The 15,341-nt window shown below is 74.2% G+C and carries 12 protein-coding genes; 7 read left to right on the top strand and 5 right to left on the bottom strand.

Annotated elements, in window-relative coordinates:
- Positions 1-98 precede the first annotated feature (98 nt).
- Positions 99-1,064, top strand: coding sequence for a TNT domain-containing protein (locus tag C8046_RS14760; RefSeq protein ID WP_109230096.1), 966 nt, complete (start codon positions 99-101; stop codon positions 1,062-1,064).
- An 82-nt stretch (positions 1,065-1,146) separates the two neighbouring features.
- Here C8046_RS14760 and C8046_RS14755 read toward each other — a convergent pair whose 3' ends face one another.
- Both C8046_RS14755 and C8046_RS14750 read right to left on the bottom strand, forming a co-directional pair.
- The gene (locus C8046_RS14755) at positions 1,147-2,076 is read right to left on the bottom strand and encodes a phosphoribosylaminoimidazolesuccinocarboxamide synthase (RefSeq protein ID WP_199224496.1); all 930 of its coding nucleotides are present in this window, start codon (positions 2,074-2,076) and stop codon (positions 1,147-1,149) included.
- Positions 2,077-2,168: 92 nt separating this feature from the next.
- Positions 2,169-3,623, bottom strand: a complete 1,455-nt coding sequence (locus tag C8046_RS14750) for an MFS transporter (protein WP_109230094.1) — start codon at positions 3,621-3,623, stop codon at positions 2,169-2,171.
- Positions 3,624-3,731: 108 nt separating this feature from the next.
- Between C8046_RS14750 and gndA the strand changes: the two genes are divergently transcribed.
- The 4 genes from gndA to C8046_RS14730 all read left to right on the top strand — a co-directional run bounded on the left by gndA (position 3,732) and on the right by C8046_RS14730 (position 7,865).
- Positions 3,732-5,180, top strand: coding sequence for an NADP-dependent phosphogluconate dehydrogenase (gndA, locus tag C8046_RS14745; protein ID WP_419183561.1), 1,449 nt, complete (start codon positions 3,732-3,734; stop codon positions 5,178-5,180).
- Positions 5,181-5,270: 90 nt separating this feature from the next.
- The gene (locus tag C8046_RS14740; RefSeq protein WP_109230092.1) at positions 5,271-6,020 is read left to right on the top strand and encodes an aminoglycoside 3'-phosphotransferase; all 750 of its coding nucleotides are present in this window, start codon (positions 5,271-5,273) and stop codon (positions 6,018-6,020) included.
- A 38-nt stretch (positions 6,021-6,058) separates the two neighbouring features.
- Positions 6,059-6,916, top strand: coding sequence for a hypothetical protein (locus C8046_RS14735; RefSeq protein WP_109230091.1), 858 nt, complete (start codon positions 6,059-6,061; stop codon positions 6,914-6,916).
- Between the two features lie 49 nt (positions 6,917-6,965).
- Positions 6,966-7,865 (top strand): NAD-dependent epimerase/dehydratase family protein, encoded by a 900-nt coding sequence (locus C8046_RS14730; RefSeq protein ID WP_109230090.1) that lies wholly within the window; start codon positions 6,966-6,968, stop codon positions 7,863-7,865.
- A gap of 231 nt (positions 7,866-8,096) precedes the next feature.
- Here the strand turns inward: C8046_RS14730 and C8046_RS14725 are convergent, their stop codons facing one another.
- Positions 8,097-9,968, bottom strand: a complete 1,872-nt coding sequence (locus tag C8046_RS14725) for a phosphoenolpyruvate carboxykinase (GTP) (protein ID WP_109230089.1) — start codon at positions 9,966-9,968, stop codon at positions 8,097-8,099.
- Positions 9,969-10,051: 83 nt separating this feature from the next.
- Here C8046_RS14725 and C8046_RS14720 point away from each other — a divergent pair, with 83 nt between their 5' ends.
- Positions 10,052-11,557 carry a helix-turn-helix domain-containing protein gene (locus tag C8046_RS14720; protein WP_109230088.1) on the top strand — a complete coding sequence of 502 codons (1,506 nt, stop codon included), beginning with the start codon at positions 10,052-10,054 and terminating at the stop codon, positions 11,555-11,557.
- A gap of 384 nt (positions 11,558-11,941) precedes the next feature.
- Here the strand turns inward: C8046_RS14720 and purD are convergent, their stop codons facing one another.
- Positions 11,942-13,210 (bottom strand): phosphoribosylamine--glycine ligase, encoded by a 1,269-nt coding sequence (gene purD / locus C8046_RS14715; protein WP_109230087.1) that lies wholly within the window; start codon positions 13,208-13,210, stop codon positions 11,942-11,944.
- Between the two features lie 73 nt (positions 13,211-13,283).
- On the bottom strand, positions 13,284-13,847 hold the full coding sequence (locus C8046_RS14710; RefSeq protein WP_199224495.1) for a winged helix-turn-helix domain-containing protein: 564 nt from the start codon (positions 13,845-13,847) through the stop codon (positions 13,284-13,286).
- Positions 13,848-13,960: 113 nt separating this feature from the next.
- On the opposite strand from C8046_RS14710, the gene C8046_RS14705 reads away from it, so the two are divergent.
- Entirely contained in the window at positions 13,961-15,334 is a 1,374-nt protein-coding gene (locus C8046_RS14705; protein WP_109230085.1) for an MFS transporter, read from the top strand.
- Positions 15,335-15,341 lie beyond the last annotated feature (7 nt).

Below are 15,341 nucleotides of genomic sequence, written 5' to 3'. Positions count from 1 at the left end.
CCGTGGTCCTCGGTCCACCTCGAGTGGTCGCAGGCGGGGACGCAGCACTCCGGCCGCACCTACCTCCTCTCCCCGCGGACGAGTCGGGTCGCGAGGAGATGGTCCGCCTCGACCTCCCCGACACCGCCGTGGCCGCCCTCGCGGAGCTCCGCGTGATCGACGCCGCCCCCGGCACGGGCACCTGGCTGTCGGCCTACGTCAGCCTCACGCCCGGGGACGACGGCACCCCCGCCGTCGTGCTCGAGCGTTCGGAGCGCCCGTACTGGAACGCGCCCGGGCTGCGGATGGTCGTGCCCGCGGGCGACGCCCCGCCGGCCACCCCGGTCCCCACGGACGAGCAGTGGCTCGGCGACCTCGCGGCGTTCCCGCGCGACGCCGATCACGTGCCGGGCTGGCTCCGCACCTCCACCGCGGGACCCGGCGCCGCGAGCGCCGCGCTGCGCGAGAAGCTGGCCCAGGCGCAGTACCCGGCCGACGCCGTCGTGCTCCCGGGCGACCCGCCCGGCGCCACCGCGCTCGAGGGTGCGCTCGAGGTGCGTCAGACCGGCGCGCACCGGTTCAGCGTGGGCGTGCGCGACTACGGCGTCTTCGAGGCGTTCCACACGAGCGGCTCCGAGCGCGAGGCGTGCGACTGGCTGTGGAACCTGCTGGTGGCGCCCCTGCCCGCGGCCACGCCCGTCGGCGCGCAGGACCTGCAGTACCGCTCGCACTCCTACCAGGGCGCGTACGCGCAGATCTTCGCCCAGCTCTCCGCCGGCGGCGGAGCGCTGCTGACGACGCTGCCGCCCGGCGTCGCGCTCGACCGCCTCGGTTCGCTCGACGGGGTCTTCCTGTTCCCGTGGGCGACGCCGATCCCGAACCGCTCGCTCCCGCCCACGGCCAGCGGTCCCACGACGCGCCTGTACCAGTTCGTCACGACGGCGCCGCTGCACGTCGAGGCCGAGATCGTGCCGGCGTGGTTCGGCCAGCCCGGCGGCTCGCTGCGGTTCCGGATCGCGGCCGACGGCGTGGGCGTGCGTCAGCTCGTGACGTCGCGGGCGCTGCTCGAGGTCCGCGTCGCCTGAGTCCTGCCCGCCGAGAACGACCCTGCTCGCGCCTTCCGACCGGGAGGCGCGAGCAGGGTCGTTCTCGTGAGGGCTGGGGGCCTCAGCCGAAGGTGCGGCCCGTGAGGCGCTCGTAGGCCTCCACGTAGCGCTCGCGCGTGCGCAGCACGACGTCGGCCGGCAGCTCCGGAGGCGGGGCGTCGCCCGCGCGGTCCCACCCGGAGGCGTCCGAGGTCAGCCAGTCGCGCACGTACTGCTTGTCGAAGCTGGGCTGCGCGCCGCCCGGGGCCCACAGCGTCGCGTCCCAGAACCGGGAGGAGTCGGGCGTCAGCACCTCGTCGCCGAGGACGATCGAGTCGGCGCCGAGCGCCGGGTCCGCCCCGAACTCGAACTTCGTGTCCGCCAGGACGATCCCGCGCGCGCTCGCGATCTCCTCGGCACGGCGGTAGACGGCGAGCGTCGTGGTTCGGAGGCGGTCCGCGACGTCGTCGCCCACCATCTCCGCGACCCGCTCGTAGGTGACGTTCTCGTCGTGCTCCCCCACCGCGGCCTTGGCGGCCGGCGTGAAGATCGGCTCGGGCAGGCGGGAGCCGTCGACGAGACCGTCGGGCAGCGGGACCCCGCAGACGGTGCGGTCGGCCCGGTACTCCACGAGGCCGGAACCCGTGAGGTAGCCGCGGGCCACGCACTCGACCGGGTACATCTCCAGCCGGCGGCAGACCATCGCGCGCCCGGCGACCTCGGCCGGGACGTCCAGCGAGACGAGGTGGTGGGCGACGCCGTCGGGACCGTCACCGAGCTGCTCGAACCACCACGCGCTCAGCGCGGTGAGGATCGCGCCCTTGTCAGGGATCGGGGTGGACAGGACGTGGTCGTAGGCACTGATGCGGTCGCTCGCCACGACCAGCACGACGTCGTCGCCCCAGGCCGCGTTGTCGGCGTCGGGCACGTAGAGGTCGCGCACCTTGCCGGCGGCGACGGGGCGCCAGCCGGGGACGGCGGGAGCGGCGGGGAGGGCGGCGGCGGGAGTCACACGCCCAGTCTTCCAGGCCGGCACCACGAGGGCGATCCATCCGCCCCGACGGCGGCGCTGTCAGCGTCGTCGCGGGCGCGGACGGATCGCCGTCACGGTCGGGCCCGGGCCGGGCGGCCCGCGCGCCGCGCGACGAGCACCGACGCGAGCGCCGCGACCAGCGCGACGCCGAACCCGCCGAGGAACTGCTGCGTGCCCCCCACGAAGGCGAGCGCACCGAACACGAGCCCGGCGATCGCCGTCGAGCTGGCCCCTCCGACGGCGTCCGAGATCGACAGCGCGGAGGAGTTCGCGCCCTGCTCGGCGCGCGTGGAGTAGGCGAGCACGAGCGTCGTGATCCGCGGGAAGGACGTGCCCATGCCGAGCCCCGCGACGAGCCACCCGGCCATCGCGACCCAGGGGCCGAGGTCAGCGGCCGCCGTCGCGATCTGCACGGTGATCCCGGTGAGCACCATCGTGGCGCCGGCCGTGAGGATCCGCTGCGGCGCGACGTGCGTCAGCCGCGCCTGCAGGTTCGACCCTGTGGCCCACGACAGCGCCCCGACCGTGAGGATGAGCCCGGCGCGCGAGGAGCTGAGCTCGTACTCACGCTGGAGCATCAGCGGCAGGTAGACCTCGGTGCCGAAGTACGCCGCGGCGATCGTGCCGCGGACCAGGATCGTGGCGGGCAGCCCCGGGCGCGCCAGCAGCGTGCCGCGCGGCAGCAGCGGGCGGACCGCCACGACCACGACGGCGACGGCGGCGGCAGCCATCAGCCACGACGCGTGGCCCTCGATCACCTCGGCGGACGTGCCGAGCGCGATCAGCCCGCCCGCGACGACGAGCGCGAGCAGGACGGCGACGCCGGAGCGGACGGCGGGCGGGGCGGGGGCGGGCTCGTCGGCGGGCGCATCGACCGGCTCGTCGGCCGGCGCGTCCGTCGCCCCCTCGGCGACCGTCCCACCCGCCCCGGCCCGGAGGATCTCCCGCAGCGCCGACGCCATCGACGCCAGCGCCAGCAGCACCAGCGCCGCGACGCCGAGGAACACCCAGTGCCAGCTCAGCTGGTCGGCCACCACCCCGGCGACGAACGGCCCCACCATCGACGGGATCACCCAGGCCGCGGCGAACGCCCCGAACACCTTCGGGTGCAGCGCGGGCGGGTAGAGCCGGGCCACGACCACGTACAGGCACACCGTCAGCGCCCCGCCGCCGAGGCCCTGCAGGAAGCGCCCGACGATGAACGTCTCCATGGAGGTGGCCAGCCCGGCGGCGAGCAGCCCCGCGAAGAACGTCCCAACGGCAGTCACCAGCGGGGCCCCGGGGCCGCTGCGGTCGGACCACCGGCCGGCGACCACCATGCCGACGATGCTCGCGGCGAGCGTCGCGGAGAACGCCACGGAGTAGAGGGCGGCGCCGTCGAGGTCGCGGCTGACCGCGGGCATGATCGTGGTGACGGCCATCGCCTCGAAGGCGGCCAGCAGGACCATCGAGAGGGCGCCGACGGTGGTCCAGCGGAGCCGGGGGTCCAGGATCGAGGTGGGTTCCGCCGTCGTGCTCGTCGTCATGCTGTCCTCGCTCGGTGCCTGACGCCGTCGCGGCGCCCGGTGTCCCCAGTGTGCCCGAGGCGTAGACAGGGAAAGCGCGCCGGAGTCCGGGACGGCAGAATGGTCCGCATGACAAACGTTGGCGTGGCAGACATCGGCGTGACCGGGCTCGCGGTCATGGGCAGCAACCTCGCGCGAAACTTCGCGCGCAACGGCTACACCGTGGCCGTTCACAACCGCTCGAACTCCAAGACGCAGGCCCTCATCGAGGCGCACGGCGGCGACGGCGAGTTCGTGCCGAGCGAGACGACGGCGGACTTCGTCGCCTCCCTCAAGGCTCCGCGCACCGTGATCATCATGGTCAAGGCCGGCGCCCCGACGGACGCGGTCATCGAGGACCTCGCCGCTCACATGGAGCCGGGCGACATCATCGTCGACGGCGGCAACGCGCACTTCCCCGACACCATCCGCCGCGAGGCCGACCTGCGCGAGCGCGGCTTCCACTTCGTCGGCACCGGCGTCTCGGGCGGTGAGGAGGGCGCGCTGAACGGGCCGTCGATCATGCCCGGCGGCACGAAGGAGGCCTACGCCACCCTCGGCCCGATGCTGGAGAAGATCTCCGCGAAGGTCGACGGCGTCCCGTGCTGCACGTACATCGGCCCGGACGGCGCCGGTCACTACGTGAAGATGGTCCACAACGGCATCGAGTACGCCGACATGCAGCTCATCGCCGAGGCGTACGACCTGCTCCGGTCGGCCCTCGGCCTGTCCGCCGCGCAGGTCGGGAAGATCTTCGAGGAGTGGAACGCGGGCGACCTCGAGTCGTACCTCATCGAGATCACGGCCGGCGTGCTCGCGCACGTGGACGCCGAGACCGGCAAGGCGTTCGTCGACGTCGTGCTCGACCAGGCCGAGCAGAAGGGCACCGGTCGCTGGACCGTGCAGTCCGCGCTCGACCTCGGCGTGCCGATCACGGGCATCGCGGAGGCCACGTTCGCCCGTGCGCTGTCCGGCTCCGTGCCGCAGCGCGAGGCGGCCCGCGCCGCCGGGCTCGCTGCCGAGACGGCCGGCTGGGACGTCAAGGACGCCGAGGCGTTCATCGAGGACGTCCGCCGCGCCCTGTACGCGTCCAAGGTCGTGGCGTACAGCCAGGGCTTCGACCAGATCGCGGCCGCGTCGGCCGAGAACGACTGGAACATCGACCGCGGCGCGTGCGCCCGCATCTGGCGCGGCGGCTGCATCATCCGCGCCCGCTTCCTCAACCGCATCACCGAGGCCTACGAGCGCGACGCCGACCTGCCCCTGCTCATCTCGGACCCGTACTTCGCCTCCGCGGTGGGCGACGGCGTCGCCTCCTGGCGTCGCGTCGTCGCCGGTGCGGCGATGAACGGCATCCCGGTGCCCGCGTTCTCGAGCTCGCTCGCGTACTACGACGGCGTGCGCTCCGAGCGCCTGCCGGCCGCGCTGATCCAGGCCCAGCGCGACTTCTTCGGGGCGCACACCTACCAGCGCGTCGACAAGGCGGGCGTCTTCCACACCGAGTGGAGCGCCGACCGCAGCGAGACCCTGCAGGGCTGATCAGATCAGCGAACCACCGCCCAGAACGCCCGGTGCGGCTCGAACCTCGAATTCGAGCTGCACCGGGCGTTCTCGCGAGAGACTGACGCCGTGAGCATCCCGAGCGGCGCGGTCGAGATTCCCGCGCGGGTGCGGGCGCTCGCTCGCGGGGACCGCCTCACCCCCGTGTGGCGCAACGGGCTGGGTGGGCTGACGTTTCGCGCGGAGGGCGGCGACGCCGGCGGCAGCGCCCCGACCCGCTACCTCAAGTGGGGCCCGTGGAACGCCGAGACGTCGATGGCCGCCGAGGCGGAGCGGCTGGTCTGGGCCGGCCGGTACACCCGCGTCCCGGAGGTCCTCGAGCACGGCGCCGACGGCGAGCACGAGTGGCTGGTGACGGCCGCGGTCGCGGGGCGCTCCGCCGTCGACCCCCGCTGGCTCGCCGATCCGGCGACGGCCGTGCGCGTCGTCGGCGAGGGGCTGCGCGCGCTGCACGACGCGCTGCCGGTCGCCGACTGCCCGTTCGACTGGGGCGTCCACGCGCGCGTGGCGAACGCGCTGCAGCGCGGGATCGAGGTCCCCGAGGAGCTGCTCGAACCGCCGTCGATCGACCGGCTCGTCGTGTGCCACGGCGACGCGTGCGTCCCGAACACCCTCGTGCACGACGACGGCGCGTGGGCCGGCCACGTGGACCTGGGCGCGCTCGGCGTCGCGGACCGTTGGGCCGACCTCGCCGTCGCCGCGATGAGCACCGGGTGGAACTACGGGCCCGGGTGGTCCGACGCGCTGATCGCGGCCTACGGCGTCGAACCGGATCCGCTGCGCCAGGCGTACTACGCCGACCTGTGGAACGCGACGTGAGCCGTGCAAGATCGGGGCGGCCGACGACACCATCGGGTATGAGAACTCGCCGCACGCTCCTCCGTCCCGCCGGGGTCTGCCTCGTGCTGGCCCTCGCGGCGTGCGGGGCCCCGGGCGCCTCCGAACCCGGCACCTCCGAGCCGAGCGCCTCCGAGCCGGCCGTCGACGCGAACGGGCTGCTGACGATCGACGGCTCCGTCGCCCTCACGTGCGGCGGCGGAACGGCGGAGGACGCGTTCCCCGCCTCGGCCCTCGACGGTCAGCTCCAGCCCTCCGATCCCGCGGGCCTCGAGGCGGCGCTGGACGCGCTCGCGGCCGAGGCGGGGATGGACGCGCCACCCGCGCTGCAGGGCACTCCGGCGTCGGACGCGGCGTGGTTCGTGCTGCGGGAGACGGCGGACACCGCCCTCGTCGCGGTCGGCGACTGGGGTCCGGACGGCCCTCGAGGCCCCGAGGACATGTCCCTCGGGCTCGAGCGGGTCGACGGCGGCTGGAAGGCCACCGGCTGGGGCGGCTGCCGGTTGATGCCCGCCCTGGCCGAGCCGTGGACGTTCTGGACGGCGCTCGGCGCCCCGGAGACCTCGCCCGACGACGTCGAGCTCGCGCTCCAGGTCGTGGAGCGATCGTGCACCGGGGGCCGCGAGCCCGACGAGTACCTGCACGAGCCCGTCGTGGTCGAGACCGACGAGGCGGTGACGATCTACTGGACCAGCGGCTACTTCGTGAACGACCCCCCGGCCGACGACGACGATCTCGCGTGGACGTGTCCCGGCAACCCGAGCGTCACCCGCACCGTGACCCTCGGTGGCCCCCTCGGCGACCGCACCGTCCTGGACGGCTCGGTCTGGCCGGCCGAGGACGTCCGCGACCGGGAGGTCGACCCGTCGCACTTCTGAGCCGCACTCCGTTCGAGCCATCGTGTGAGCGCTCACCTACCCTGAGGACATGACACTGACGTCCCCCCTCCCCTCCGGCCGCATCGCCGTCACCGGCTCCTCCGGAAAGCTCGGCCGCGCAACCGTCGCCGACCTCGCCGCGGCGGGCTACGACGTCGTCGCGATCGACCGCGCACCGGCCCCCGACCAGGTGCGCGACGACGCCGTCGCCGCCCTCACCGCCGACCTCACCGACCTCGGGCAGGCGGTCGACGCGCTCGCCGGGTGCGACGGCGTCGTGCACCTCGCGAACATCCCCGCGCCGGGGCTGCGGCCGGACGGCGTCACGTTCACCACCAACGTCGCCATGAACCAGGCGGTGTTCTCCGCCGCGCGGACGCACGGGCTGCGCCGGGTGGTGTGGGCCTCCAGCGAGACGACGCTCGGGCTGCCGTTCGAGACGCCGCCCTGGTACGCGCCGATCGACGAGGCGCACTTCCCGCGGCCCGAGAGCACCTATGCGCTGTCGAAGGTGGTGACCGAGCAGATGGCGGCGACGTACGCACGCTGGAGCGGTGTCAGCCACGTCGGCCTGCGGTTCTCCAACGTGATGACCGCGCAGGACTACCGGGACAGCTTCCCGCCGTCGTGGGACGACGCGCGCGCCCGGTCGTGGAACCTGTGGAGCTACATCGACGTGCGCGACGCCGCGGCCGCCTCGCGCGCCGCGCTCACCGCGAGCGAGGAGCAGCTGGGCGGCGCGGGGAGCGCGCCGAACGTGATCATCGCGGCGGCGGACACGTGCATGCGGCGGGACTCGGTCGAACTGCTCGCCGAGGTGTTCCCCGACGTCGAGCTGCGTCGCGAGGTCACGGGGACGGGGACGCTCTTCTCGATCGAGGCGGCGGAGCGGGTCATCGGCTGGACGCCGCGGCACTCCTGGCGCGAGGTCCTCGACGCCCGCGCCTGAACCTTTCGCGAGGCCTTTCGAGTCACGTCGCGAGGCCTTCTGGGTCACGTCGCGAGGCCCTTCGGGTCACCTCGCGAGGCCCTTCCGGTCACCTCGCGAGGCCCTTCGGGTCACCGTCGCACACCCGAAGGGCCTCGCGAACGCACCGCAACGGCCTCGCGACCGCACCGCAACGGCCTCGCCGTCGCACCCGAACGGCCTCGCGACCGCACCCGAAGGGCCTCGCGAACGTCAGAGGCGGTCGATCGCGACGTCGAGCGCTCGACGCAGCGCGGCCGGCGCCCGCAGCTCCTCCAGGTACGCCCCCGCCCGGGTGAGCTCGGCCCGCCAGGCCACCGGGTCGACGTCGAGCAGCTCGTCGAGGTCGGCCTCGCTCAGCCCGAGCCCGGTGACGTCCAGATCGCCCGGGTTCGGGACGTGACCGATCGGCGTCGAGCGTCCGCCCACCGTGCCGGCCACCCGGTCCGCGATCCACGCGATGACCCGTGTGTTCTCGCCGAACCCGGGCCACAGGAACCGCCCGCCGTCGTCCTTGCGGAACCAGTTCACGCCGAAGATCGCCGGAGCGCCGGTACCGAGCCCGCGGCCGACCTCGAGCCAGTGCGCGAGGTAGTCGGCGACGGCGTAGCCCGTGAACGGGAGCATCGCGAACGGGTCGCGGCGCAGCTCCCCGACGGTCCCCTCGGCCGCGGCGGTGCGCTCGGAGGCGATGCTCGCGCCGAGAAGCACGCCCGCCTCCCACGAGTCCGCCTGCGTCACGAGCGGCACCGTCGAGGGCCGACGACCGCCGAACAGGATCGCGTCGAGCGGCACGCCCGCGGGGTCCTCCCAGTCGGCGGCCATGGTCGGGCACTGCGCGGCGCTGACGGTGAACCGCGAGTTCGGGTGCGCGGCAGGGCGGCCGGCGTCGGGCGTCCAGTCGCGTCCCTGCCAGTCGATCAGGTGCGCCGGCGGCTGCGACGTCTGGCCCTCCCACCACACGTCGCCGTCGTCGGTGAGCGCGACGTTGGTGAAGATGACGCCGCGGCGCAGCGTCTCCATCGCCGTCGGGTTCGACTCCCAGCCGGTCCCCGGCGCGACGCCGAAGAAACCCGCCTCGGGGTTGATGGCGTGCAGGCGCGTCACGCCGTCGTCGCCCTCGCGCGGCGCCATCCAGACGATGTCGTCGCCGAGCGTCTCCACGCTCCAGCCGGGCAGCGTCGGCCGCAGCATCGCGAGATTGGTCTTGCCGCACGCGGACGGGAAGGCGGCCGCGACGTGCGTGCGCCGGCCCTCGGGCGACGTCACGCGCACGAGGAGCATGTGCTCGGCGAGCCAGCCCTCGTCACGCGCGATGACCGAGGCGATCCGCAGGGCGAAGCACTTCTTGCCCAGCAGTGCGTTGCCGCCGTAGCCGGAGCCGTAGCTCCAGATCTCGCGCTCGGCCGGGAAGTGGACGATGTACTTCTCGGGGTTGCACGGCCACGGCACGTCCACGTCGTCGGGCCCCAGCGGGGCGCCCACGCTGTGGACCGCGGGGACCCACGCGGCGCCGTCGTCGATCCGGGCGAGGGCGGCGGCGCCCGACCGCGTCATGATCCGCATGCTCGCGACGACGTAGGGCGAGTCCGTGATCTCGATGCCGAAGCGCGCGAGCGGGGAGTCGACCGGACCCATCGAGAACGGGACGACGTACAGCGTGCGGCCGCGCATCGCGCCGTCGAACAGGCCCGCGAGGGTCTGGCGCATCTCGGCGGGATCGCGCCAGTTGTTGGTCGGGCCGGCCTCGGCCCGCGTGGGCGAGCAGATGAACGTGCGGCTCTCGACGCGGGCGACGTCACCCGGGTCCGAGCGGGCCAGGTAGGAGTCCGGGCGGAGCTCGGGGTTCAGCGGGAGCAGCGTGCCGGTCGAGACCATCTCGCGCACGAGGAGCTCGTGCTGCGCGTCACCGCCGTCGACCCACACGATCCGGTCCGGCTGGGCGAGGTCGGCGATCCGCCCGACCCACGCGAGGACGTCGTCCCGGCGCGACGGCGTGCCGTGCGTCGGGCGGTCGGCGGCCACCTCGTGGGAGGTGGCGGCGCCGGAGCGGGAACGAGCCGGGGGCAGGTAGGTCGCGGTCATGGGACCACTGTGGCGCGCCGAGTGGCTGATGGACCGGGCCGTCACCCTGCAACTTTGGCGCTTGTTGCCCTATGGTCAACTCCATGGGCGACGATGCCGCGACCCGGCCGTACATCGACCTCGGCGAGGTCCCCGACACCGATGCCACGCCGTCGGACTCCTTCACGCTCGGGCGCCGCCTCCGCCACTTCCGGGGGCGTGCGGGCCTGACGCTCGCGCAGCTCGCCGAGGCCACCGGCACGACGGCGGCGCAGCTGTCGCACATCGAGAACGGACGTCGCGAACCTCGCCTGTCGCTGCTGCAGGCGATCGCCCGCACGCTCGGCGTGCCCGCCGCGGCGCTGATCGCCGACGAGCCGCCGCCCGACCGCCGCGCCCAGCTCGAGATCGCGCTCGAGCACGCGCAGCGGAGCCCGCTCTACCGCGAGCTCGGGGCGCCGGTGGTGCGGCCCGGTCGCACCGTTCCGCTGCCGGTGCTGGAGTCGTTGACCGCCCTGCACGGCGAGCTCGCGCGCCGCGCGCGAGAGGCGGTCGCGACGCCCGAGGAGGCCCGACGCGCGACGACGGAGCTGCGGCTGCACACCCAGCGCATCGACAACCACGTCCCTGAGCTCGAGGAGCTCGCGGAGACGGCCATCCGGCGGGCCGGGTACTCCGGCGGGGCAGTGACGCACCGGACCGTGGCGCGCATGGCCGAGAGCCTCGGATTCGCGATCATCCACACGCCGGACCTGCCCCACTCCACACGCACCGTGACCGACCTCGCCAACGGTCGGATCTACCTGCCGCCGGCGTCGATCCCGGGCGGGCACGGTCTGCGGTCGCTCGCGCTGCAGGCGATGGCGCACCGCCTGCTCGGGCACGGACGACCGACGTCGTACGCCGAGTTCCTGCGACAGCGCCTCGAGATCACCTACTTCGCCGCGGCCGCGCTCGTGCCGCGCGGGGCCGCGGTGCCGTTCCTCGAGGACGCCAAGGCGCGCAAGGACCTCGCGATCGAGGACTTCCGCGACGCGTTCGGCATCACGCACCAGTTCGCCGCCCAGCGGTTCATCAACCTGGCCACGAGCCAGCTCGGGATCCCGATCCACTTCGTGTGGGCCGCCGACGACGGGACGCTCATCCGCGGCTGGGAGAACGACGGGATCGCCCTCCCCGAGGACGCCACCGGCTCGATCGAGGGCCAGGTGGTGTGCCGGTACTGGGCCGCGCGGCAGGTGTTCGGGCAGCGCGACCGCACCACGGAGTACCACCAGTACACGGACACCCCCACGGGCACCTACCTCGAGGCGACGCAGACCGGCTCCGGCGCCGGCCCGGGGTCGGAGTTCTCGATCACGGTCGGCGTGCCGTTCAACCAGGCGAAGTGGTTCCGCGGTCGGGAGACGACGGTCCGGACGCAGTCGCGGTGCCCCGACGCCTCGTGCTGCCGGCGACCTCCGAGCGAGCTGGCGCAGCGCTGGGCGGACCAGGCGTGGCCGAGCGCGCAGGTGCACGCGCAGGTGCTTCGCCCGCTGCCGTCCGGGAGCTTCCCTGGGGTCGACGACGCCGAGGTGTACGCGTTCCTGGAGCGCCACGCCCCGCGCTGACGGCCACCCGCGAGGGCTTTCCGCACCACCCGCGAGGGGGTTCCGCACCATCCGCGAGGGGGTTCTGCACCACCCGCGAGGGGGTTCTGCACCACGCGCGCCCATCCGCCGTCGTACTCAGCAGACGGCGACGGCGACCGCCACCCCGCGATCTGGGCCCACCCTCCGCGCGTGATGCGCCCGAACCACGGGCCCGCCGTCGCCCCTCGACACCCACCCCGCGATACGGGCGCGCCAACCGCCGTCGACACGCGCCAACCACAGGCTCACGACGGCGGGGGGTTGCGCACCGACCAAGGGTGCAGAAACCTCTCGCCGGTGGTGCAGAAACCCCTCGCCGGTGGATTGGGCGGGGCGAAGGGGCGGATCAGAGGGCGCCGGCGGTCAGACCGTGATCTCGCCGCGCTCCGCCTTGAGCGCGATGTCCGTGCGCGACTGCCCGCCCTCGAGCTCGATCCGTCCGACGGCGTCGTAGGCGACCTCGCGGGCGTCGGCCAGCGTCGCCCCCGTGCCGACGACCGAGAGCACCCGGCCGCCCGCGCTCACGAGCCGGCCCTCGCCGTCGCGCGCGGTCCCGGCGTGCAGCACCCACGCGCCGCCCAGCGCCTCGACCTCGTCCACCCCGCCGATCACGCCGCCGGTCCGCGCCGACTCCGGGTACCCGGGCGTCGCGACGACGACCGTCACCGCCGCGTCCTCGCTCCAGCGCAGCGGCTCGAGCGTCGCGAGCGCACCGGTCGCCGCCGCGTGCAGCGCGACGTCGAGCGGGGTCAGCAGCCGCGCGAGCACGACCTGGGTCTCGGGGTCGCCGAACCGCGCGTTGAACTCGATGACCCGCATGCCCCGGCTCGTCAGCGCGAGCCCGCAGTAGAGCAGCCCGACGAACGGCGTGCCGCGTCGCGCGAGCTCGGCCACCGTGGGACGCGCGACGCGCTCGACGACCTCCTCCACGAGTCCCTCGGGCGCCCACTCGAGCGGGCTGTAGGCACCCATGCCGCCGGTGTTGGGGCCGGCGTCGCCGTCGAAGATCCGCTTGAAGTCCTGGGCGGGGGCGAGCGGGACGACGTCGACGCCGTCGCTCAGCACGAACAGCGAGACCTCGGGCCCGTCGAGGAACTCCTCGATCACCACGCGCCCGTCCGGCTTGTCGAGGCACTCGGCGGCGTGCGCGAGCGCGGCGTCGCGGTCGTCGGTCACGACCACGCCCTTGCCCGCCGCGAGCCCGTCGTCCTTGACCACGTGCGGGGCGCCGAACGCGTCGAGCGCCGCGGCGACCTCGTCGATCGTGGTGCACACGTGCGCGAGGGCGGTCGGCACCTCGGCGGCGGCCATGACGTCCTTGGCGAAGGCCTTCGAGCCCTCGAGCCGGGCGGCGGCCGCGTCCGGGCCGAAGACCGGGATCCCGACGGCGCGCACCGCGTCCGCGACGCCGGCCACCAGCGGGGCCTCGGGGCCCACGACGACGAGCTCGGCCCCGACCTCCTGCGCCAGGTCGGCGACGGCGGAGGGATCGCTCGCGTCGACCGGGCGGTTCTCGCCGCACGCGGCGGTACCCGGGTTGCCGGGGGCGATCACCAGGTCGGCTCCGCCGAGGGCGAGCGAGCGGGCGAGAGCGTGTTCACGGGCGCCGGAGCCGACGAGAAGGATCTTCACAGAACCTGAGCCTAGCGAGGATGTCCGGCGCCGGCCGGGGCGGCCGTCACTCGGACGCCCACCGGGCGGGCCGTCACTCCGACGGCATCCCGCCACCGACGAGCGGGAACGCGTCGACGTGGAACCGCACGCGGCGCGTGCCCTCGGGCGTCTCGTCGAGCGTGCGCCCGCGCATCGGCTCCAGCCGCTCCTCCAGCATCGCCATCAGCGCACCGGTGATCTCCTCGAACTCCTCGGCCGTGAGCGACACGGTCGAAGAGCTGAGCATCCCGGTCCAGACCGGGTCGTCGAGGTCGAGCGCGTTGACCCAGGCGGTGAGGGCGCCGGCTCGCTCCGACACCGTCTGCTGCAGGACCACCTGCGCGGACCCCGCCGTCGCCGGATCGCGCAGCAGTTCGAGCGAGTCCATGTTGAACCCGACCGCGCGCCACCACCGCTCGCGCCCCCCGGAGTGCGCCGGATCGTCCTCGACGAAGCCGTGCCGCTCGAGCTGACGCAGGTGGTAGCTGGTCTGCCCGCTGCTCTCCCCCAGCGCGCGCCCGAGCTGGCTCGCGGTCGCGGGACCACCGTTCTGCAGCTGGGAGTAGAGCTGCATGCGCAGCGGGTGCGCGAACGCCTTGAGGGAGTCAGCGCTCATGTGGTGGCGCTCGGACACCTCGCCCTTGCCATCGGCCATGTGCAGAGTTACCTTTGCATAGATTTCTTTGCAGAGAACTCTCTGCGAGTCCAGCCTACGAGAGAAGACCGACGATGTCTGCCTCCGCCGCTCCACCCGCGACGCCCTCGACCGCACCCGCCGCACCGGAGCAGCCCCCGGCGCCCGCCCCGCTCGGTCGCCCCTTCGCCGCCCAGCTCACCTCCACCGGCCTCGCGAACCTGGGCGACGGGGTCCTGGCCACGCTCGCGCCCCTCGTCGCGCTCGGCCTCACCACCTCCCCCACGCAGATCGGCCTGCTCACGGCGGCCACCTGGCTGCCGTGGCTGCTGCTGGGCATAGCCGCGGGCGCGATCATCGACCGCGTCGACCGCCGTCGGGCGCAGGTCGTCGCCCTCGCCGTCCGCGCGGCGCTGCTCGGCACGGCCGCCGCGCTCGTCGCCGCCGATGCCCTGACGATGCCCCTGCTGGTCCTCGTCGTCCTGGCCTACGGCGCGACCGAGGTGTTCGCCGACCTCGGCGCGACGGCGATCGTCCCCGACCTGGTCCCGACCGACCGCCTGTCCGCGGCGAACGGCCGCATCGTCGGCGTCCAGCAGGTCGCCAACAGCTTTCTCGGGGCGCCGCTCGCCGGCGCGCTGATCGTCGTCGGGGCCGGGCTCGGGTTCGGGGTCTCCGCCGCGCTGGCGGCGCTGGCCGCCGTCACCCTCGCCGTCGGGCTGCGCGGCAGCTACCGCCGCGTGGCCGACGAGGCGACCACCCGCACGACCACCCGCACCACCACGGCGATCGACGATGCCGCCCCCACCCGCTCGGCTGTGCGGACCGGCCTCACGCAGGTCCGCGATGGCCTGGCGTTCCTCGTGCGGCACCCCGTGCTGCGTCCGCTCGTGATCACGTCGGGCGTGCTCAACATGGCCAGCACCGGCTACTTCGCGGTGTTCGTGCTGTGGGCGGTCGGTCCGACGTCGGCCGCCGGGCTCACGCAGTCGCAGTACCCGCTGATCATGGTCGGGTTCGCGGCCGGGGCCGTCGCCGGGTCCCTGCTCGCCGAGCGGGTGCAGCGGCGCTTCGGCGAGGTCCCGACGATCCTCGGCACCCTCACGGCGAACGTGCTGCTCATGGCCGTGCCCGTGCTCTGGCCGAACGGCTGGGTGTTCGCCGGCACGCTGGCCGTGCTCGGGCTGCTCAACACCATCGGCAACGTCGTCTCGATGTCGCTGCGCCAGCGGCTCGTGCCGCGGCACCTGCTGGGCCGGGTCGGCGGCGCCGGACGGACGCTCGCGTTCGGCCTGATGCCGGTCGGCGCCGTGCTCGGTGGCGTCGTCGCCGAGCGGTGGAGCCTGCCGACGACGTTCCTCGGCGCCGTCGTCGTCAGCCTCGCCGCGTGCGCCTACCTCGCCCTCACCGTGCGCCCGTCGACGGTCGCCGCGCTGCTGGAGCGGGCCGAGGCGCCCGCCCCTCGCTGACGCGGCC

Origin of the sequence: Serinibacter arcticus (genome assembly GCF_003121705.1) — a bacterium.
GTDB lineage: Bacteria > Actinomycetota > Actinomycetes > Actinomycetales > Beutenbergiaceae > Litorihabitans.
Note: the sequence above shows the minus strand (reverse complement) of the source record. Positions and strands in the feature narration are given on the sequence as shown.

Excerpts from the sequence above, each read along its gene's own strand:
- C8046_RS14750 (WP_109230094.1), bottom strand. The coding sequence starts at position 3,623 with ATGACGACGAGCACGACGGCGGAACCCACCTCGATCCTGGACCCCCGG.
- C8046_RS14705 (WP_109230085.1), top strand. The coding sequence starts at position 13,961 with ATGTCTGCCTCCGCCGCTCCACCCGCGACGCCCTCGACCGCACCCGCC.
- C8046_RS14720 (WP_109230088.1), top strand. The coding sequence starts at position 10,052 with ATGGGCGACGATGCCGCGACCCGGCCGTACATCGACCTCGGCGAGGTC.
- C8046_RS14730 (WP_109230090.1), top strand. The coding sequence starts at position 6,966 with ATGACACTGACGTCCCCCCTCCCCTCCGGCCGCATCGCCGTCACCGGC.
- C8046_RS14735 (WP_109230091.1), top strand. The coding sequence starts at position 6,059 with ATGAGAACTCGCCGCACGCTCCTCCGTCCCGCCGGGGTCTGCCTCGTG.
- C8046_RS14760 (WP_109230096.1), top strand. The coding sequence starts at position 99 with ATGGTCCGCCTCGACCTCCCCGACACCGCCGTGGCCGCCCTCGCGGAG.
- gndA (WP_419183561.1), top strand. The coding sequence starts at position 3,732 with ATGACAAACGTTGGCGTGGCAGACATCGGCGTGACCGGGCTCGCGGTC.
- C8046_RS14725 (WP_109230089.1), bottom strand. The coding sequence starts at position 9,968 with ATGACCGCGACCTACCTGCCCCCGGCTCGTTCCCGCTCCGGCGCCGCC.
- C8046_RS14710 (WP_199224495.1), bottom strand. The coding sequence starts at position 13,847 with ATGAGCGCTGACTCCCTCAAGGCGTTCGCGCACCCGCTGCGCATGCAG.